This is a genomic window from Streptomyces argenteolus, assembly GCF_042902585.1.
Lineage (GTDB): Bacteria > Actinomycetota > Actinomycetes > Streptomycetales > Streptomycetaceae > Streptomyces > Streptomyces argenteolus.
Genome location: NZ_JBIBEG010000009.1, coordinates 318348 through 338295, shown reverse-complemented (window position 1 = coordinate 338295; position 19948 = coordinate 318348). Strand labels below are relative to the sequence as shown.

Below are 19948 nucleotides of genomic sequence, written 5' to 3'. Positions count from 1 at the left end.
CGGTCCCGTCCGCCTCGCAGCGAACGGGACCTGAAGTGTGGACACGCCACCGGCTTCAGCCCTGGGCCCGGCCCTCCATCGCGCCGCGCCGGTCCGCCAGGTGGGTGGGAAGATTGCTGCGCCGTGTGACCCCGAGCTTGCGGTAGATGCGCGTCAGGTGCTGCTCGACGGTGCTCACCGTGATGAACAGCTGCCCGCTGATCTCCCGGTTGGTGAGACCGCGCGCGGCCAAGGTGGCCACCCTGCGCTCCGCCTCGCTCAGCTGCTCGTGTTCCGAGGCGGTGGCCGCCCTCGGCCCCGGCACGGCCGGGTCGGGCTCCGGGGACTCCCGCTCCGTCGGCTCCTCGCCTCCGGTGCGGCAGATCCGCGCCTCCTGCGCCGCCCGGCGGGCGGTGGAGCGGGCCTGTTCGTTCTGGCCGGACTGCTGCAGCACACGGCTCATCGCCCTGAGCGCGCGGGACAGTTCGAGCCGGTCCTCGGACCGCTCCAGATGGTCGATGGCGCGTTCCAGCAGGACCTGGCGGCGGCTCGGGTCGCTGCACGAGGCCAGCAGCCGCAGGGTGACACCCTTCGCGCGGACGTCCAGCCGGGGGTGTTCCAGTTCCTCGGTGAGCAGGCGATGGGCGAGGACCGTGCGGCCGAGCCGCATGTTGGCCAGGGCGAGGTCGCCCCGCCACGGGAAGAGCGCGGGGAAGTCCAGGCCCAGCCGTTCGGAGAGGCCCCCTGCGGCGCGGAAGTCGCTGACAGCGGACAACGCCCGGTCGGTGGCCAGGAAGTGGTGGCCGCGGGCCCGCAGGTAGTGTGCGCCCCACACGGTGCTGAACATCGCCTCCGGCACGACCTGGCGGAGGCGCTCCGCCGCCGCCTCGTGGTTCTCGAGAGCCGTGTCGACCATCATCAGGATGCTCAGCGGATAGCCGATGAACACGCCCCAAGCAGAGGCGGGAAGACGTTCGTATCCGGTGGCGGCCAGCTTCGCCGCGGCAGCCAGATCGCCCTGTCGCAGGGCGATCGCGGCGCGCAGGCAGTCCAGCACCGCGAGCCAGGTGGGGGCGAGCCGGCGAGCGGCCTCCTCACGGAGGATGTCGCACCAGCCCACGGCCGACTCGGTCTCCCCGTCGTGCAGCAGGGCCAGGACGGCCGCGACGACCGTCTCCAGTGAGACGTCGTCGAGCGCGCAGTTCTCCAGCACGCGACGGGCCTTGACGGCGGCGTGGTCCGCGCCGGTGCGGGTGGACAGTGCGGCGAGATCCCATACGGCGTGCGCACAGCTGGAGGACCCACCGCCGGTCGGCTCCGCGCTGTGCTCGGGTCTGGTGGCGGGGCGGCGCCATTCCTCCACCGCCGGGCCGTAGACCCACCGTTCGGCCAGCCGCAGGCAGGCGATCGTGCTGTCGTCGACGGCTCCACCGGATGCCTCGAGCATCTTCAGTCCCAGCGCGGCGGTTTCCGTATCGCCCTGCCACAGAGCGTGCCGGACCAGGGTGGCGGTGTCCCGGCGGCCGAGTGTCTCGATCTCCAGGTCCTCCGGGAGCAGGGCCAGATGCAGGGCGGAGACCGCCGGACTGGTCCGCCACGAGGCGTGGACGAGGGCGAGCCGCGCGCTGTCGTGCTCGGTACCCGGGGTGCAGGCGTTCATCACCAGTTCCAGGTAGCGCACGGCTGTGCTGGAGTCGTCGTGGGCGAGCGCCTGTTCCGCCGCCGAGCGCAGGACTCCGGTCGCCCAGCTCTCCATCACGATGCCGGCCTCGGCGAGGTGCCGGGCGACCGAGCGCGGGCCGACTCCCTGCTGGTGCAGGAGCTTGGCCGCCTGCAGGTGCAGACGGGTGCGCTCGGTCGTGGAGAGGCTGTTGAGCAGCGTCTTGGCGATCGCGGGATGACGGAACCGGTAGTTCCCCGGCGTCGGACCGGAGGTGAGGAGCGCCTCCGCGACCAGGGTGTGCAGCACCTGTTCGGTGGTGTCCATGCTGAGACCGCTCAGCCGGCTCAGCGGACCTGCGGCTCCTTCGTCGCCGAGGACGGCCAACGCCTCGGCCACTTCGAGGAGTTGGGGATTCCAGCGGTACAGACAGGCGAGTACCGCCTGCTGGTAGTGACTCCCCACGGCGGCCGGTCCGGCCGGTACGCGGCCCGGGGACTCGACATCCGCCGTCCTCTGGTCCTCCAGCAGGGCGTCCACCAGCTTGGGGTTGCCGCCGGTCAGCTCGTAGTAGGCCGCGACCAGCCCGGGGTCGGGCTGCTCCCCGGTGCGCTGGGTGATCAGTTCGGCGATGCCGTGCTCGGAGAGCGGCACGAGCCGGATGAGACCGTGCGGGAGCCGGGTGACCTCCGCGTAGAAGCGCGGCAGGGTCGGCTGGGACCAGTCCCACTTGCTCAGCACGATCATGATCCGCGCCGACTCCATGCGCCGGCTCAGGTAGAGCAGCAGCTGGAGGGAGAAAGCGTCGGCGAACTGCACGTCGTCGACACCGATGACCAACGGGCGTGCCCGGGACAGGTGCAGCAGCTCGGCGCAGGTGTCACGCACGGCTCGCGCGCCGGTTCCGGATAAGGACTCGAGGTCCGGGCTTCCCGGCTGAGCGGCCACCACGGCCGGGCTGAGCAACGCCGAGACATGTTCGGTGGTCTCGGGGGGCAGCCCCCGGGAGTGGAACAACTGGTCGACGACATCTGCCTGGAGCGACTGCAGTCCGCGTGCGGCGGTCGCGGTCAGGCAGAGAGCGCCTGCGCGGTCCGCGCGGGTCGCGAACTCCTGCAGGAGCTCGGCCTTACCGCTCGTCAGCCCACCGTTGACGATGAGCAGACGGCCTCTTCCCTCCGCGGTGTCCGTGAGCTGATCGCCTAGATGGCGCAGTGCGTCGACGTACTCAAGAAGCATCGTGGTACCCCCGTTCCACACCCGAGCCCTGATAAGTCGCCCCGGGCTGCTGCCTATCGCCTACACCATTGTCTGAAATGGTTCGCATGCAAGGTTCTGTGTTGCGTGCGCAAGGACTGCCCGTCAGATGTGGTAACGGCCCCCCGGCACTCAGCGGCCGACGATAGCACCCCATTCGATGCTGCTGTACGACGACAAAGTGAAGGCCGTATTACACGTGATGGCCGCCGGACCCAATCGGTTCACCCGCGCCGAGGCGCTCTTGCGCTCGCGGAATATCCGGCTCTCACGTGGTCAGCACGGCGATCCTGGGTGGATCCCCTGAGTTCCGGCGCCCGTGGGGTCGCCCCTCGGGTGTCCCGGCCCCTCGACAGGACGGGCGGGGGCGGCTCCGGTGCGTATACGGCGCGCGTCCCCGGGCCTGCCGCGAAGTCGCCTGTGTACGGGACCGGCGTGATCGGCCTGTGCGCGGTGGCCGGTAACCGTCGTCGCGGGGCGCCCCAGGTCGGAGTGCTGATCGCCGGCCGGGCGCGCCCGCAGGGCTCTCGCTCCGCTCGCGTGGAGCGGCTCGTTCCCGGACGGGGCCAGCTCCCTTTCGGACATCTCGTGGTCACGGGCGGTGGCACCTGAGACCCGGCCCGATCAGGGCTCGGCGGGCGGAAATGGCCGAATCGTAGGCAGTGGCCGAAAGTGTTCCGGTGTAAGCAATTGGATTCCCGGTGGAATTTCACGAATCGGACGCCGACTGCCAGCCATATTCCGCTTGTTTCAAGCCGTCGGGCATGTCGTGCAATCGGGTCTGCGGCGTACGGGTGCTTCGGGAGCTCTACGGCGCGGCGGTACGGGGAAGTCATGTACGTCGAGCGAGCATTCCAGGGGCCCTGTCCCCCCGCGCGCCTAGGGGGCCCTAGGGGTGTCAGGCCGTGAGTACGGACGAGACGATTGCCGTACCGTTTTCATCAGGAAGGTACAGCGATGACGACCGAGCCTGCCCTCGCAGGACGCAAAGAATGGCTGGCGCTCGCCGTCCTGGCGCTGCCACTGCTGCTGGTCTCGATGGACATCTCCATCCTCTTCTTCGCCGTGCCGGCGATCAGTGCCGACCTGTCGCCCAGCGGGACACAGCTGCTGTGGGTCTTCGACATCTACGCCTTCGTCCTGGCCGGACTCCTCATCACCATGGGGTCGGTCGGCGACCGGATGGGGCGGCGCAAGCTGCTCATGGCCGGCACGGTCTTCTTCGGTGGCGCCTCGCTGATCGCCGCCTACGCCTCCAGCGCGGGCATGCTGATCGGTGCCCGTGCGCTCCTCGGCGTCGGTGGCGCCTGCCTCCTCCCTTCCACGCTCTCGCTGATCCGCAGCATCTTCACCGACGCGACGCAGCGGGCCAAGGCCCTCGGCGTCTGGTCGGCCGTGCTGATCTCGGGTGTCTCCCTCGGTCCGGTGCTCTCCGGGGTGATGCTGGAGTTCTTCTGGTGGGGATCCGTGTTCCTCATCAACGCCCCGGTGATGGTGCTGCTCCTGATCCTGGCCCCGCGTCTGCTGCCCGAGTTCAAGGACCCGCACCCGGGTCCGTTCGACGCGCTCAGCTGCCTGCTCTCGCTGGGTGCGATCCTCCCGGTCATCTACGGGATCAAGGAGCTCGGTACGGACGGCTTCGAGGTCGTCCCGGTGGTGGCGATCGTCGTCGGCCTGGTCGTCGCCTTCCTGTTCGTCCTGCGCCAGCGCACGGCCGCCGCGCCCCTGCTGGACCTGTCGCTGCTGCGGACCCGAGCCTTCCGCGGCGGCGTGCTCTTCGCGATGGTCGCCTCCTGGGTGATGATCGGCTTCGCGATCTTCACCACCCAGTATCTGCAGTCGGTCCAGGGGATGTCGGCGCTGGAGGCCTCTCTGTGGAGCCTCACCCCGTCGGTCGGAATCTTCATCGCCACCGGGCTGTCCACGGGCCTGGCGCAGCGCGTGGACCACGCGTTCATCGTGGGCGGTGCGTTCGTGCTCACCGCGGGCGGTCTGCTCTTCCTCACCCAGGTCCGTGCGGACTCCCCGCTGTGGATGGTGCTGGTCGGCGCGGGCGGGCTGTCCGCCGGTGTCGCCGCCACGATGCCTCTGCTCACCGGCATGGTGGTGGGTTCCGCTCCGCCGGAGAAGGCGGGCCTCGCCTCCGCCACGCTCCAGACCGGACAGGAACTGGGCGGCGCTGTGGGTCTGGCGACCCTCGGCACGCTCGGCAGCGCCGTCTACCGCACCAACCTGGACGGCTCGGCGCCCGACGGGCTGCCTGACGCGGCGCTGGACGCGGCGCGCGAGACCCTCGCGGCGGCTGTTCTGGTCGCGGGCGAACTCCCCGGCGACGTCGGCGGGGCGCTGCTCACCGCGGCGCGCGAGTCCTTCACCGACGGCCTGAACGCGGCGGCGCTGGCCGGCGCGGGCGTCCTGCTGCTCGCATCCGTGCTGGTCGTGCTGCTGATGCGCGGTGCCGCGGGACCCGCCGTGGCGGAAGCGCCCGAGGTCGCGGACGAGCCGGACGGGCCCTCCGCTGCTCCCGGCGTCGCGAACCCGGTGGGAACCAAGAGCTGAAGCCCGCAGTCGTCCCCCAGCCGCCGTCCCACCGAGTGTGGGGCGGCGGCTGTCTTTTCGGTGGTGCGCGCTCGCGAACGCTCAATTGAACCCGTCGGTTGGAATCCAGGGCTCCGCTGTCGGAATGCGACCGGCCGTCAGTCACCCTTTTGCCTGCCGCGATGCGTGGGCTGTCTCGCCTTTCCCTATTCCTCGCGACGGGCGCGTATGAAATGCCGGCCGCACATGCACCAGGAGAGGAGTGCCGAGTTCGGTAATCGGTGATGAGGGCGGCTCCGAGTTCCTTGGCTTTCTTCGGGAGGCTGCGCATCGTCACCGATGGTCGCCGTCTCCTGGGCTGCCGGTACGACGCAGGAACGGCCCAACCTGAAGGAACGTCACATCGGCTGCTCCCTCGCGCAGTACGGGGACCACGTCGGACGGCACGACCGCCCGGGCAGGCGCAGGTGACGAAGGTGGGGTCTGCGGCTCACCGCCGTCGATCGAGCCGGGAGGACGCGCCCCGATACCCAGGGGGGCGACAATGAGCGCATGGATGTCCCTGAGCTGCTCGTATCGGCTTCCCTTCTGGTCCCGGAAGAGGCCGCCACCGAGAACGACATCACGGTGCGGGACATCTGGGACCACCTCGTCCACGACGAGTGGGAGATCGCCCTCGGTCTGCTGGAGGAGCTCCGGGAGGGTCCTCCACTTCCTCTGGCGTTCTGGGAGGAGCTCGCCGACGCGGCGGAGCAGTTCCGGCTGGAGCGGAGCGCGGCGTGGTGCCACTGGCGGTGCTCCGAGATCCGCAACGGTGTGATCCGGGCGGACCTGGCGCTCCGTCCGGTTGCCGAGGCGCGCCGCACGACGCCCATCTCCGGCCGCGGTGTTCTGCGGCCCATGTGGGACACCGGACACCGCTCACCCACCGGCGGACGCGCGGTCGACATCGCCGCCCTCTGGGTCGAGGAGATGCCCTGTCTGGAGGCCGGGGGGAGAGCCACGGTTCGCCTCGTGCCCCTCACCCCCGCCCGCTGGGCGCACGTCGAGCCCGGCCGACGGATCACGATGCACGAGGACCGATCCGTGGCGGGCACCGCAGTCGTCCTGGAGGTTCATCGCCCCGTCCCCGCCATGCCCCCGGGGTGACGCCGGCCGGCGCACCTGCCGTCTGCGCACCTGAAAGGCGTCGCCGGCCCTGGTGTCCCCTCCTCGGGTGCGGGCGCAGGACAGGGGCCGCCGGCCCGACAGGGCGGCTGCGACTCAGCCGCCTCGATCACGCCGGACGCGGCCGAGCCCTCGGGGCCGTGGCTCGACGGCTCGGTCTCTCCCCGCCCGCGATCACCCTCGGTTACTATGCTCACTTCGTGCCGGAGGCCGGCAGCACAAGGGGCGCGGCACCGTCGACGGCCTGTTCGGGGCCGGGAACCCGACTGACGGCCGCAACGTCCCGCTTGTTCCCGGCGCCGTCGACGGGTGATTCCCGCCCCTGCGCACCGACAGGGCCGCCCGTGGTCTGTCAGGCTGAAGAGATAGGTGAGCTGCCAAAGTGTTGGAAGAGGTCGTAGCGACCCGCTACGTCACGCCTTTGCGTGAGGGTGGCTCGCTGCCCGGGATCGTCGAGGCCGACGACCTGGGCACGTACGTCATGAAGTTCACCGGAGCGGGGCAGGGCCGCAAGACCCTGGTCGCCGAGGTCGTCTGCGGCGAGCTCGGCCGGAGGCTGGGTCTGCGGGTGCCGGAGCTGGTGACCATCCAGCTCGACCCCGTGATCGGTCTAGCCGAGCCGGACCAGGAGGTGCAGGAGCTGCTGAAGGGCAGCGCCGGGCTCAATCTGGGAATGGACTACCTGCCCGGCTCGCTCGGGTTCGATCCGCTGGCCTACGAGGTCGGGGCGGCGGAGGCCGGGAAGATCGTCTGGTTCGACGCGCTGATCAACAACGTGGACCGATCCTGGCGCAATCCCAACATGCTCGTCTGGCACGGTGATCTCTGGCTGATCGACCACGGGGCGACCATGATCTGGCACCACAACTGGCCGGGTGCGCAGGCCTCCGCAGCCAAGCCGTACAACGCCTCCGACCACGTCCTCGCGCCGTTCGGCCCGGACATCGCGGCTGCTGCCGCAGAGCTGGCGCCGCTCGTCACGGAGGAGCTGCTCACCGAGGTGGCCGCCGCCGTCCCCGACGAGTGGCTGGCGGGCGAACCCGGTTTCGAGACCACGGACCAGTTGCGCCGGGCGTACGTGGAGCCGCTCCTGGCCCGCGCCGAGACTGTTCACGAGCGGATCGTCATGGAGGCACCCACCAGGACGCGGCCCTCCCAGGCACCGGGCTGGCTCACCGAGCACCTCACGCCCTGGCCCCATCCGACGAAGAAGGACCGCACCGCACGGACGGACGCCGGGCAGGCCGCCGAGGAGGGGGGCCGATGACCGGGCGGGACGTCTTCGAGTACGCGCTTCTGCGCGTCGTGCCCCGCGTCGAGCGCGGCGAGTGCTTCAACGCGGGCGTGCTGGTCTACTGCCGCGCGCAGTCCTTCGTGGCCGCGCGGACGCACCTGGACGAGCGCAAGCTCAAGGCGCTCGACCCGCAGGCGGACGTGCTCGGGGTGCGCGCCGCGCTACAGGCGGTGGAAGGGGTCTGCACGGGCGGTGAAGCAGCGGGCCAGGCCGCCGGTGACGACCCCGGCCGGCGTTTCCGATGGCTGATCGCACCCCGCTCCACGGTCGTGCAGCCAGGTGCCGTGCACAGCGGTCTGACCGCCGATCCGGCTGCCGAGGTCGAGCGGCTGCTCGACCTGCTGGTGCGCTGATCCGACCGACGGCGCCGTCGCCCGCGACACGCGGGCCGCGGCGCCGTCCGGTGTGACATGCGCCCGTGCCCCCGTGTGCCGTTGACACCGGGTGCCAGGGCTTCTAGCGTCTCGTCTGCTGAAGGTACTAAGCGGTTGCTCAGTTATCGGGAACTTCCTGACGTCCGCTGAGCCGCTATCCAAGGGCGAGGAGAACCAAGCATGTCCACCACCGAGCAGCGCGTCGCCATCGTGACGGGAGCGGCACGGGGCATCGGCGCCGCCACCGCCGTACGCCTGGCGGCCGAGGGCCGCGCCGTCGCCGTACTCGACCTCGACGAGGCAGCGTGCAAGGACACGGTCGAGAAGATCACCGATGCCGGCGGGAAGGCCCTCGCCGTCGGCTGTGACGTGTCGGACGGCGCCCAGGTGGAAGCCGCCGTCGCGCGCGTCGCCGCCGAGCTCGGCGCCCCGACGATCCTGGTCAACAACGCGGGTGTGCTCCGTGACAACCTGCTCTTCAAGATGAGCGAGTCCGACTGGGACCTCGTGATGAACGTGCACCTCAAGGGCGCGTTCCTGATGGCGAAGGCCGTCCAGTCGCACATGGTGGAGGCCAAGTTCGGCCGCATCGTCTCCCTCTCCTCCTCCTCGGCGCTGGGCAACCGTGGCCAGGCCAACTACTCCGCGGTGAAGGCCGGCCTCCAGGGCTTCACCAAGACGCTCGCCAAGGAGCTCGGCAAGTTCGGCGTCACCGCCAACGCCGTGGCCCCCGGCTTCATCGTCACCGAGATGACCGCCCAGACTGCGGCCCGCGTCGGCATGGGCTTCGAGGAGTTCCAGGCCGCCGCCGCGACGCAGATCCCGGTGCAGCGCGTGGGGCGTCCCGAGGACATCGCCAACGCGATCGCCTTCTTCACGGGGGAGGACGCGGGCTTCGTGTCCGGCCAGGTCATGTACGTCGCCGGCGGACCGCTCAACTGACCCCGGAAGGGCAACGGAGAACATGACTGTGCAGGACAGTGGCAAGGTCGCGCTCATCACGGGCGCGAGCCGGGGAATCGGCTACGGCATCGCCGAGGCGCTCGTCGCCCGGGGCGACAAGGTCGTCATCACGGGACGTGGTGAGGACGCGCTGAAGGAGGCCGTCGAGAAGCTCGGCGCCGACCGGGCGGTCGCCGTCGCGGGCAAGGCGCACGACGAGGTGCACCAGGCGGCAGCCGTCGAGCGTGCGATGGAGGCCTTCGGCCGGGTCGACTACCTGATCAACAACGCCGGGACGAACCCCGTCTTCGGCCCCATGGCCGAGCTCGACCTCAACGTCGCCCGCAAGGTCTACGAGACCAACGTGATCTCGGCGCTGGGCTTCGCCCAGCAGACCTGGAAGGCGTGGCAGAAGGAGAACGGCGGGGCGATCGTCAACATCGCGTCGGTCGCGGGGGTCTCCGCGTCGCCGTTCATCGGTGCCTACGGGATGAGCAAGGCCGCCATGGTCAACCTGACCCTCCAGCTGGCGCACGAGTTCGCGCCGGTGGTCCGGGTCAACGCGATCGCTCCGGCCGTGGTGAAGACCAAGTTCGCGGAGGCGCTGTACGAGGGCCGTGAGGCCGAGGCCGCCGCGGCCTATCCGCTCGGCCGACTCGGTGTTCCGCAGGACATCGGCGGTGCCGCCGCCTTCCTCACGTCCGCGCAGTCCGACTGGGTCACGGGGCAGACGCTCGTGGTCGACGGCGGTATTTTCCTGAATGCGGGCGTGGCCTGAGGTAGGCCTGCGCCAGTTTGGCCCTGATTGACTCAAGTGCCCCGCCGGGCCAGCGGATTGGTCCGGTGGGGCACTGCGGTATGGTCTGCCGACCCCAAGGCTGATCGAGGAGCGTGCACGTGTTCTACCGGGCCAGTCTGCAGGCTGCTGCAGCCCTTGCTTCCCTTTCTGTGCTGGCCGGCTGCGGACTGCTGTCCGACAGCAGTTCCGAGACGGACCAGCACATATCGGTCGGAACGACGAGTTCGCCCTCGACCCTCGATCCGGCGGCGGCGTGGGACGGCTCCTGGGAGCTGATGAGGAACGTCTTCCAGACCCTGGTGAGCTTCCCGACCGGCAGCACCAGCCCTGAGCCCGACGCGGCCGAGGAATGCCGGTTCACGGACGCCACGAGCATGGCCTACCGGTGCACCCTGCGTTCGGGGCTGAAGTTCTCCAACGGGGAGGGCATCGACGCCGAGGCGGTCAAGTACTCCATCGACAGGATCATGAAGATCAAGGTCAAGGGAGGCCCGGCCGGGCTGCTCGGATCCCTCGACCGCGTCGAGACCAAGGGTGACAAGACGGTCGTCTTCCACCTCGCCAAGGCGGACGCGACCTTCCCGTTCATACTGGCCACCCCCGCGATGTCGATCGTCCCCCCGAGCGAGTACCCGGCGGAAAGCATCCGCGACGACGGCAAGGTCACCGGCTCGGGGCCGTACGTCCTCGACTCCTACGAACCGGGGAGCAAGGCCGAGCTCACCAAGAACCCCGGCTACAAGGGGTTCGCCGACCGTAAGAACGACGCGGTCACGATTCGGTACTTCGACGACTCCGCCCCCATGGTGGCGGCGCTGAAGGACAAGAAGATCGACGCCACCTACCGCGGTCTGACCGCGGAGGAGGTCATCGGCCTCGAGGACAACAAGGACGACAACAACGGCCTCCAGATCGTCGAGACGGTCGGCGCCGACATCCGCTTCCTCGTCTTCAACCCCCAGGACCCGGCCTCCGGGAAGCTCGCCGTCCGCCGGGCCATCGCCCAGGTGGTGGACCGCGACGCACTCGTGGCCAAGGTCTACCAGGGGACCGCGGAACCGCTGTACTCGATGGTCCCCAAGGGCATCGCCGGGCACACCACCAGCTTCTTCGACTCCTTCGGCGACCCCGACACGGCCAAGGCCGAGCAGATACTCGCCAAGGCGGGGATCACCGAGCCCGTCGAGCTGACCTTCTGGTACACCACGGACCGCTACGGTTCCTCCACCGCTCCGGAGTTCGCCGAGCTCAAGCGTCAGCTCGAGGCGTCAGGCCTGTTCCGGATCACGCTGAAGAGCGCTCCGTGGAAGTCGTTCCAGCAGGGCTTCAACGAGGGTGACTACCCGGTCTTCGGCCGAGGCTGGTTCCCCGACTTCCCGGACCCCGACAACTTCATCGCACCCTTCGTCGGCAAGGACAGTGTCACCGGCACTCCCTACCTGACCGACGAGATCACCGACGAGCTGCTGCCCTCCTCGCGAAAGGAGAGCGACCGGGGAGCCGTCTCCCAGCAGTTCAGGCGGGCCCAGGAGATCCTGGTCAAGGACGTGCGGCTGCTCCCGCTGTGGCAGGGCAAGCTGTACGTGGCGGCGGGTGAGGACATCGGCGGGGGCGAGCGCGCGCTCGACCCGCAGACCGTCATGCAGATGTGGGAGCTGTACCGCAAGACCAGCTGGTAGAAGGGCCGCGGCAGGCTCGGCGGGTCCCTTGTCAGTGGTCCCCGGTAGGTTCTGTGGTCAAGAACCGATTGCTTACCGGAGGTTGTGGACGTGACCGACACCGACCTGCTGCCCGAGTCCTGGCGCGGCGTCCTCGGCGAAGAGCTGCAGAAGCCCTACTTCAAGGAGCTCACCGATTTCGTCGAGGAGGAGCGGGCCAGGGGGCCGGTGTATCCGCCGCGCGAGCAGGTCTTCGCCGCGTTGGAGGCCACACCCTACGACCGGGTGAAGGTGCTCATCCTCGGCCAGGACCCGTACCACGGCGAGGGGCAGGGGCACGGGCTGTGCTTCTCGGTCAGGCCCGGCGTCAGGACGCCCCCCTCGCTGCGCAACATCTACAAGGAGATGAACGACGAGCTCGGCCTGCCGGTCCCGGACAACGGATATCTGATGCCGTGGGCCGAGCAGGGCGTGCTGCTGCTCAACGCCGTGCTGACGGTGCGCGGCGGCGAGGCGAACTCGCACAAGGCCAAGGGCTGGGAGAAGGTCACCGACGCGGTGATCCGCGCCGTGGCCGAGCGGCCCGACCCGGCCGTCTTCGTCCTCTGGGGCAACTACGCCCAGAAGAAGATCCCGCTGATCGACCAGGACCGCCATGTGGTGGTCAAGGGCGCGCACCCCTCGCCGCTCTCCGCCAAGAAGTGGTTCGGCTCCCGCCCCTTCACCCAGATCAACGAGGCCGTCGCCGCCCAGGGCCACGAGCCGATCGACTGGCGCATCCCGGACCTGGGGGTCCAGGCGACCCGGCCTGCGGCTCGGGCCCGCGCCTGAGCGAGTTTGCCGGTGCCTGCGGTTAGCGTCTGAGCCACCGGAACAGGCCGGCGGTGATCAGGGAGACCTCTGTAGTGGAGCAGCGGGAAGCGTCGGGGGACGTCGTCATGACCAGGATCGGCCAGGCGATCATGCTGCTCCACGCGGGGGACAGGGAAGAGGCCCGCAATCGCTTCGGAGACCTCTGGTCGGAGATCGGGGAACACGGCGACGCCCTGCACCGCTGCACCCTGGCGCACTACATGGCCGACACGCAGGACGACCCCGGGGACGAGCTCGCCTGGGACCTCCGGGCACTGACGGCCGCGGAGGGTCTGAGCGAGGGGGCGGCCCGCGAGCCGTCCGGAGAGCATCCGGACGCATCCGCGGTACGGGCCTTCATCCCGTCGCTGCATCTGAACCTCGCGGCCGACTACCTCAAGCTCCAGCGCTTCGAGGCGGCCCGTCTCCATCTGGACCGGGCGTGGGACGCGGCCGGGACGCTGGAGCGGGACGACTACGGCGGATCGGTCCGCGCCGCCATCGGGCGTATGGAGCAGCGGCTGCGGGGTGGCCCCGGGGGGCTGTGACCGGCGGTGCCCGGCCGGGCGGGCGGCTCCCCGCCGGCCCGGGCGGTCCCGGGGCGGGCGGCGGCTGCGGGGATCCGGCGGGGCGAGTGGCGGCGCGGGCCGGGGCGAGGTCCTGTCCCCGGTCCGAAGCTCGCCAGGGCCTCCGCGGCGCCCCGCAGCGCCCCCGGGATCCCTACGCGCCGGTGGCGCCGTCGATCCGTTCCCGTACGAGGTCCGCGTGGCCGTTGTGCCGGGCGTACTCCTCGATCATGTGGGTGTAGATCCACCGCAGGCTGAACGACTTGCCCTGGCTGTCGACGCCGACGGACAGGTGGTCGAGTTCGACCTTCGCGGCGTTGGCCCTGGCCGCATCGATCTCCGCCAGCCAGGTCGCCCTGGCCTCCTCCCAGGTGTCCGCCTCGGTGAGGTGGAACTCCCCGTCGGGATCCTCGTCGGTGCCGTAGATCGGCCGCAGCTCCTCACCTGCCAGCACCTCGCGGAACCAGCCGCGCTCGTTCTCGGCCAGGTGCCGCACGAGGCCGAGCAGGGTGAACTCGGACGGGGGCACGGACGCCTCCCGCAGCTGGGCGTCGGTGAGCCCTTCGCACTTCATGGCCAGAGTCGCGCGGTGGTAGTCCAGCCACCCTTCGAGCATCTGTCGTTCGGTCGCGTCGAGCGCGGGCTCGGACCGTTCTTCAGTCGTCATGCGGAGCATCCTCTCGCGGTGACGAGCGGCGAGGCCACCGAGTTCGGCGGGTGGGGGTGACGGCCGGCGCGGCTGGTGTCCCGCCCTCGCGGATCCGGTTGTCAGCCGGCCCGGCGCCGTCACCGGTCAGCCCTCCGCCGTGCCGAGCAACCCGCGCAGCAGTTCGGCGCAGCCCGTGCGCAGCTCCGCCTCCGTCGGCACGGTGCGGTGGTAGGAACCCACGGCGCACGCGAACATCATTCCCTCGGCCCAGGCCACGACCGAGAGCGCGTGCCGCTCCAGTTCGGCCGATCCGGCCGCGGCCATCAGGGCCACCAGCGGTTCGCGGAACCTCCTGCCGGCCTCGTCGTAGAACACCCGCAGAGCGGGGCGCCGGGTGGCCTCCAGTGCGAGCTCGTAGCGGCAGACGAGGAGTTCGGGGCTGCCGGTCAGATACCGGTGGAGCGCGCTCGCCAGCCCTGCGGCGGCCTCGTCCTGACCCTCACTCCCGTCCGTCCGGAGCGCGCCGGGGGCGAGCACCCGTGCCTCCAGCTCGGCGAGGCGCCGTACCGCGGCCTCCAGCAGGGCCTCGCGGGTGCGGGCGTGATTGGACGTCGACCCCTGGGGGAGACCGGCCCTCTCGTCCACCGCCCGGTGGGTGAGGCCGCGCATGCCGCGCTCGGCGAGGAGGGCGAGCGCGGCATCGGCGACCAGCTCGGCACGGGAGGGCGAGGGGGGCCGCGAGGAACCTGGAGAGGCGGGAGCCTTCGGCGTGGGGCGTGGGGGCATGGGATCAATCTACCGCGCCTCACTACAGCTGTAGTACCGTGAAGGAAGTCACTACAGCTGTAGTCCCGAGGAGGGCCCCGTCATGACGACGTCCCGAGCAGTGGTCATCGGCAGCGGAATCGGCGGGCTCACCGCCGCCGCGGCGCTGCACCGGAGCGGGTGGCAGGTCACCGTGCTCGAACGCGCCCCCTCGCTGGAGCCCATCGGCGCCGGCATCAGCCTCGCCCCCAACTCCCAGCGCGCGCTGGACGTCATCGGGCTGGGCGACGCGGTGAGGTCTCTGGCGGCCTGGCAGGGGGACGGAGGCCTGCGCACACCGTCCGGGCGCTGGCTCGCCCGCACCGACAGCTCCGCCGCGGCCGAGCGGTTCGGAGGGCCTCTCGTCCTGCTGCGCCGCTCCGCGCTCATCGATCTGCTCCGCTCCCGGCTGCCGGAGTCCACCGTGCGCACCGGCGCGCCCTCGCAGCTCCTCGATCGGGGGTGTGCGGGCGGGAGACCGGCCGTGGTCAGGACGCCCACCGGTGACATCGAGGCCGATCTGGTCGTCGGCGCGGACGGAATCGGCTCGTCCGTCCGCACCGCGCTCTTCCCGGACCATCGCGGGCCCTCCTACAGCGGATTCACCACCTGGCGTGTCCTCGCGCCCCCGCTCGGCCGGTCTTTCACCTCGCACGAGACCTGGGGCCGGGGCTCGCTGTGGGGCAGCCACCCGCTGAAGGACGGCTGGACCTACGCCTACGCGGCGGCCACCGCCCCGGCCGGAGCGCACGCGGCGGACGACGAGAAGGCCGAGCTGCTACGCAGGTTCGGCGAATGGCACGACCCGGTGCCCGCCGTCATCGGAGCCGTGGAGCCCGCTCAGGTCCTGCGTCACGACGTGCACCACATGACCGAACCCCTGCCCGCCCACCACCGGGGCCGTGCCGCACTCCTCGGCGACGCCGCCCACGCGATGGCGCCCACCCTGGGCCAGGGCGGCAACCAGGCCATCGAGGACGCGATCGTGCTCGCCCACCACGTGACGCCGGGCGCGGACCTCGGTGCCGGACTCGCCGCGTACAGCGCCGAGAGGCAGCCGCGCACCACCGCCCTCGTCCGCAAGGCGGCCCGGCTCTCCCGGATGATGCAGCTGTCCGGCACCCCGGCCGTCGCCCTGCGCGACGGGCTCATGGCCACGGTGTCCCGCCTCGGTCCCGGCCTCGTGCTCCGCACGTTCGACGGCATCGCCGACTGGCGGCCGCCACAGCGCCCGTATGCTGCCGGGACCAGGGAAGGACAGACGACGCGACCGTGACGGAGCCCTGGTCGAAGCGACAGGGAGAACCTCGTGAAGGTCGGCTGCATCGGGCTCGGCGACATCGCGCAGAAGGCGTATCTGCCGGTACTGACGACTCTGCCCGGCGTCGAACTGCATCTACAGACCCGGACCCCGGCCACGCTGGCGGCCGTCGCCGGCACCCACCGCATCCCCGAGCGTCAGTGCCACGGGGACCTGGACTCGCTCCTGTCCCAGGGGCTCGACGCCGCCTTCGTGCACGCCTCGACCTCGGCGCACGCGGAGATCGTCGGCCGTCTGCTCGAAGCGGGTGTCCCCACCTACGTGGACAAGCCCCTCGCCTACGAACTGGCGGACTCCGAAAGGCTGGTGGCCCTCGCCGAGGAGCGCGGGGTCACGCTCGCCGTCGGGTTCAACCGCCGGCTCGCCCCTTCGTACGCACAGTGCGCCGAGCACCCTCGCGAACTGATCCTCCTGCAGAAGAACCGGGTGGGACTGCCCGAGGACCCGCGCACCCTGGTGCTGGACGACTTCATCCATGTCGTCGACACCCTGCGCTTCCTGGTGCCCGGCCCCGTCTCGCACGTCACCGTGCGGGCACGGATCGAGGAGGGGCTCATGCACCACGTGGTGCTCCAGCTCTCCGGAGAAGGATTCACCGCCATCGGCATGATGAACCGGCTCAACGGATCCACCGAGGAGATCCTCGAGGTCTCGGGCCAGGACACCAAGCGGCAGGTGCTCAACCTCTCCGACGTCATCGACCACAAGGGCCAGCCCACCCTGCGGCGACGCGGCGACTGGGTGCCGGTCGCCCGCCAGCGCGGCATCGAGCAGAGCGTGGTGTCCTTCCTGGACGCCGTCCGGGACGGCCGGCTGCTCAGTGCCCGGGACGCTCTGGAGACCCACCGGCTGTGCGAGCGGGTGGTTCTGGACGCTCTGGAGCAGGCGTCCTGAGCGACCGCAGCCCCACCGCACCGAAGAAGACGGCCAGCACCGCGAGCGCGCCGTACACCGGCCAGGCACCCAGGCGCACGAAGAGGGTGGTGCCCCGGGCGAGTGGGACGTCGTAGACGGCGGCCTCGCTCGCGCCGGTACCGAGCGGGGCTCCCAGGCGCGCGCCGTCGGCGCCGTAGACCGCGCTCACGCCGGTGAGTGTCGCGTGCACCATCGGGCGGCCCGTCTCGGCCGCGCGCAGCGCGCCCAGCGAGGCGTGCTGCGCGGGGGCCCAGCTGTGCTGGAAGGTCGAGGTGGACGACTGGGCCACCAGCAGGTGGGCCCCGTCCTTCGTCAGCTGCCGGCTCATGTCGGGGAAGGCCGTCTCGAAGCAGACCAGCGGCCCCAGCCGCAGCCCGTCCGGCAGCTCCATCACCACGGTTTCGCTGCCGCGCAGCCGGTCCTCCCCGGCCGCCTTGCCCACCGAGGTGGCCCAGCCCAGCAGCGCACGCGCCGGGATGTACTCCCCGAAGGGCACCAGGCGCATCTTGTCGTAGCGGTCCCCGGTCGGGCCGTCCGGGCCCACGAGCACTGCGGACTTGTAGATTCCGGCCCGGGCGGGGCCGTCCGCGCGCCGGGCGTCCATGTTGACCAGCACATCGGCCCCGACCTCCCGCGAGAGCGCCGCGACGCGGTCCGCCTCGTCCGGATTGCGGGACAGGTCCACCCCCACGCTGCTCTCGCCCCAGACCACCAGGTCCACGTCACGGCCCGCCAGACCACGGGTGAGTTCCTCGCCGCGCGCGAACCGGCGGTCGATGCTGCCGGGGCCCTCCACGACGCCCGGCTGCACCACCGCGATCCGGACCGATCCGCTCTCCTCGGGCCGCGGTGCCCACACCACCGTCGCCCCCACGGCCACCGCCCCCGCGACCAGACACGCGCCGGCCGTCCTGCGAGCCGAAGCGACGGCGACCAGCAGCGCCAGCGCGGTGTTCGCGGCCACCACTCCCAGACTGACCAGCCACACGCCTCCCACCGAGGCGACGCGCAGTGCCGGAGGAACCTCCCACTGGCTGGCCCCCAGCAGCCCCCAGGGGCCGCCGAGCCCCTCCCAGGAGCGGACGAGCTCGATCATCAGCCAGCCGGAGGGCACCACCGCCACCGCGGCCAGCGACCGCAGGACGGACGGCGATCCGCCGATGAGCCGGGCCACCAGGACGCCCCAAGGCGCCCACAGAAGCCCCAGCAGTGCCGCGAGCACCAGGATGAACACATGGAGGCTCGGCATCAGCCACTGGTGCACCGCGAGCATGAAGCCCGTCCCGCCGAGCCAGCCGTCTGCCGCCGCCCGGCGCCAGGTGCCCGCCGACCGGATCAGCAGCAGCCAGGGCACCAGCGCGACGTACGCGAACCACCAGAGCGCGGGCGCGGGAAACGCCAGGGCCGGCAGGGCGCCCGCGCACAACCCCGCGACACCCCGGGCGATACGCGAGTGCAGCAGCCGCTCACCGGGCCGTGCACCGCCCTCGTCCCGCCGTTCGTCCGGAAGCCGCCCGACCCGCATCGGCACGCATCTCCTTCTCGCCGGTTCCGCGCTGATCCCCAGTGTGGTGCAGAAGATCAGCGGCGCCCAGAGGGCGTGCCGGGCCGACGGGGGCGGGCATCGCTCCTCGGCCCGGAGATCAGCCCGCGCCGGCCGCCCCGGGCACGTACCGCCACGTGCGGAGCGCGGTGACGCCCAGGAGGCGCCAGCCCGGTTCCGTACGCCGCAGCTCGAAGACGTGGCGACCGCCGGTGACGAGGGCGGGGACACCCCCGCCGTCCTCCGTCTCCCCTCCCGCAGGGCTCAGGTAGTCGGCCCGGACCTGGGCCAGGTCACCGGGATAGCCGCCCAGGTCCTGGAGCTCCAGGCGCCGGTTGACGATCAGGTGCTGGCGGGCCGGGAAGGGCCGGAGGCTTTCCGCCAGCCACCGCACGGCCGCGGGCGCCGCCGCCTCGGGGCCGCCCGCGCCCCGGAAGTCGGCGCGGCCGTCCGGTGTGAACAGGGCGGCCAGGTCGTCCCAGGCGCCGTCGGCCACCGCCGCGGCGTAGTCGGTGATCACTGCATCGATGGAGAGCCGGTCCATCACCGTCGCGAGAGCCACGCGCTGTGTCATCGCCCAAGTCTCGTCCCCCGGGAGCGGCAGGCCAAGGGCCGCGCACCCCCGGCCCACGCTCCCCGCGGCGGGTCAGGTGGGGACGACGGCCACCGGTCCCAGGGCGTGTGTCACGGTCGTCTGCGCGACGGGGGAGAGGCCTAGACCGAGGGCCTCACCGCCCCTGCGCCGCCCGACCACCGTCAGTGCCGCCGTGGCGGAGGCCGTGACCAGGGTGCGTGAGGCCGAGCCGCGCACCGGTTCGCGTACGACGTCGAGCTGCGGATACCTCTCGCGCCGGCCGGCCGTGAGCTCGGCCAGGGAGCGCTCCGCCGAGGCCGCCGCCGCGTCGCTGTCGAACACCGGCCCCCCGGACAGCATCGACGAGAACATCGTCCAGCCGTGGACCAGGCGCAGCCGCGCGTCCGACCTCAGCGCGGCGGTCTCGAACGCGAAGTCGAGGACCGCCCCGCTGCTCTCGTCGGCGGCGACCCCCGCGACGACGTCGGGGAAGTTCTCCACCGCCTCGCCCTCGCTCTCGTCGGTCCGGCCGGTGTGGACGACCACGACCGGGCACCGGGCCATCGAGGCGGTGGCCAGACTGTTGGACCCGATCATCAGTGAACGGAAGCCGCCGAGCCCGCGCGAGCCGACGACCACCATCGACGCCTCATGGCTCAGCGAGACCAGTGCGGCCGAAGGGAAGTCCTGCGGGGTCAGCGTCGAGGTGCGCAGTTCGGGCGCCAGCCGCGAGGTCCGCAGCACCCCCTGGGCGAGCAGTTCCTCGGCCTCCCGCATCACACCCTCCTCGTCCGTGCGCCGGGTGGGTGGCCGGACGTGCACGATCAGGAGCGGCAGACCGCGGAGCACCGCCTCGGAGGCGGCCCAGTCGAGCGCTTCCCAGCTGTGTGCGGAACCGTCCACCGCTGCGATCACGGGACGGGCGTCGGCGGTCATGCATCCTCCACGAAGGTCGGAGATCTCCCGGGCCGAGGCGGGTCGGCCCCGCCCTCGCGATTATGTCCCGCTGGCGTGGACCCGGCCCGGTGGGCCTCACCGGCGGTCCCGGACCGCTGT

The 19948-nt window shown here is 71.2% G+C and carries 17 protein-coding genes; 11 read left to right on the top strand and 6 right to left on the bottom strand.

Annotated features, from left to right (window positions below):
* Positions 1 to 55: 55 nt before the first annotated feature.
* Positions 56 to 2878, bottom strand: coding sequence for an ATP-binding protein (locus tag ACFY8O_RS28585; RefSeq protein WP_387907311.1), 2823 nt, complete (start codon positions 2876 to 2878; stop codon positions 56 to 58).
* Positions 2879 to 3853: 975 nt separating this feature from the next.
* Between ACFY8O_RS28585 and ACFY8O_RS28580 the strand changes: the two genes are divergently transcribed.
* The 9 genes from ACFY8O_RS28580 (at position 3854) to ACFY8O_RS28540 (ending at position 13068) form a co-directional block, all read left to right on the top strand.
* Entirely contained in the window at positions 3854 to 5455 is a 1602-nt protein-coding gene (locus ACFY8O_RS28580) for an MFS transporter (protein WP_387907309.1), read from the top strand.
* A 531-nt stretch (positions 5456 to 5986) separates the two neighbouring features.
* Entirely contained in the window at positions 5987 to 6583 is a 597-nt protein-coding gene (locus ACFY8O_RS28575) for a hypothetical protein (RefSeq protein ID WP_387907306.1), read from the top strand.
* A 400-nt stretch (positions 6584 to 6983) separates the two neighbouring features.
* Positions 6984 to 7868, top strand: coding sequence for a HipA family kinase (locus tag ACFY8O_RS28570; RefSeq protein ID WP_387907304.1), 885 nt, complete (start codon positions 6984 to 6986; stop codon positions 7866 to 7868).
* Positions 7865 to 8248, top strand: coding sequence for a DUF3037 domain-containing protein (locus ACFY8O_RS28565; RefSeq protein WP_145811711.1), 384 nt, complete (start codon positions 7865 to 7867; stop codon positions 8246 to 8248). The genes ACFY8O_RS28570 and ACFY8O_RS28565 overlap by 4 nt, the downstream gene beginning before the upstream one ends.
* A gap of 201 nt (positions 8249 to 8449) precedes the next feature.
* Positions 8450 to 9211, top strand: a complete 762-nt coding sequence (fabG, locus tag ACFY8O_RS28560) for a 3-oxoacyl-ACP reductase FabG (RefSeq protein ID WP_145811709.1) — start codon at positions 8450 to 8452, stop codon at positions 9209 to 9211.
* Positions 9212 to 9233: 22 nt separating this feature from the next.
* Entirely contained in the window at positions 9234 to 9989 is a 756-nt protein-coding gene (locus ACFY8O_RS28555; RefSeq protein ID WP_387907299.1) for an SDR family oxidoreductase, read from the top strand.
* Between the two features lie 119 nt (positions 9990 to 10108).
* On the top strand, positions 10109 to 11689 hold the full coding sequence (locus tag ACFY8O_RS28550) for an ABC transporter substrate-binding protein (RefSeq protein ID WP_387907297.1): 1581 nt from the start codon (positions 10109 to 10111) through the stop codon (positions 11687 to 11689).
* 90 nt (positions 11690 to 11779) lie between these two features.
* A complete protein-coding gene (locus ACFY8O_RS28545; RefSeq protein ID WP_387907294.1) occupies positions 11780 to 12499 on the top strand; it encodes a uracil-DNA glycosylase in 720 nt (239 codons plus the stop codon).
* Between the two features lie 74 nt (positions 12500 to 12573).
* Complete coding sequence (locus tag ACFY8O_RS28540) at positions 12574 to 13068, top strand: hypothetical protein (protein ID WP_387907291.1); 495 nt, start codon at positions 12574 to 12576, stop codon at positions 13066 to 13068.
* 172 nt (positions 13069 to 13240) lie between these two features.
* Here ACFY8O_RS28540 and ACFY8O_RS28535 read toward each other — a convergent pair whose 3' ends face one another.
* On the bottom strand, positions 13241 to 13753 hold the full coding sequence (locus ACFY8O_RS28535) for a DinB family protein (protein WP_145811701.1): 513 nt from the start codon (positions 13751 to 13753) through the stop codon (positions 13241 to 13243).
* Between the two features lie 126 nt (positions 13754 to 13879).
* Positions 13880 to 14521, bottom strand: a complete 642-nt coding sequence (locus tag ACFY8O_RS28530) for a TetR/AcrR family transcriptional regulator (protein ID WP_387907288.1) — start codon at positions 14519 to 14521, stop codon at positions 13880 to 13882.
* A gap of 82 nt (positions 14522 to 14603) precedes the next feature.
* Between ACFY8O_RS28530 and ACFY8O_RS28525 the strand changes: the two genes are divergently transcribed.
* Together ACFY8O_RS28525 and ACFY8O_RS28520 are read left to right on the top strand one after the other, a co-directional pair.
* On the top strand, positions 14604 to 15815 hold the full coding sequence (locus ACFY8O_RS28525) for an FAD-dependent monooxygenase (protein WP_387907285.1): 1212 nt from the start codon (positions 14604 to 14606) through the stop codon (positions 15813 to 15815).
* Positions 15816 to 15848: 33 nt separating this feature from the next.
* Positions 15849 to 16754, top strand: coding sequence for a Gfo/Idh/MocA family protein (locus ACFY8O_RS28520; RefSeq protein ID WP_387907283.1), 906 nt, complete (start codon positions 15849 to 15851; stop codon positions 16752 to 16754).
* Here the strand turns inward: ACFY8O_RS28520 and lnt are convergent.
* From lnt to ACFY8O_RS28505, 3 genes are all read right to left on the bottom strand, one after another.
* Positions 16678 to 18300 carry an apolipoprotein N-acyltransferase gene (gene lnt / locus ACFY8O_RS28515; protein ID WP_387907351.1) on the bottom strand — a complete coding sequence of 541 codons (1623 nt, stop codon included), beginning with the start codon at positions 18298 to 18300 and terminating at the stop codon, positions 16678 to 16680. The genes ACFY8O_RS28520 and lnt overlap by 77 nt on opposite strands.
* Before the next feature lie 118 nt (positions 18301 to 18418).
* A complete protein-coding gene (locus ACFY8O_RS28510) occupies positions 18419 to 18892 on the bottom strand; it encodes a nuclear transport factor 2 family protein (RefSeq protein WP_387907281.1) in 474 nt (157 codons plus the stop codon).
* Between the two features lie 72 nt (positions 18893 to 18964).
* A complete protein-coding gene (locus tag ACFY8O_RS28505; RefSeq protein ID WP_387907279.1) occupies positions 18965 to 19828 on the bottom strand; it encodes a universal stress protein in 864 nt (287 codons plus the stop codon).
* Positions 19829 to 19948 lie beyond the last annotated feature (120 nt).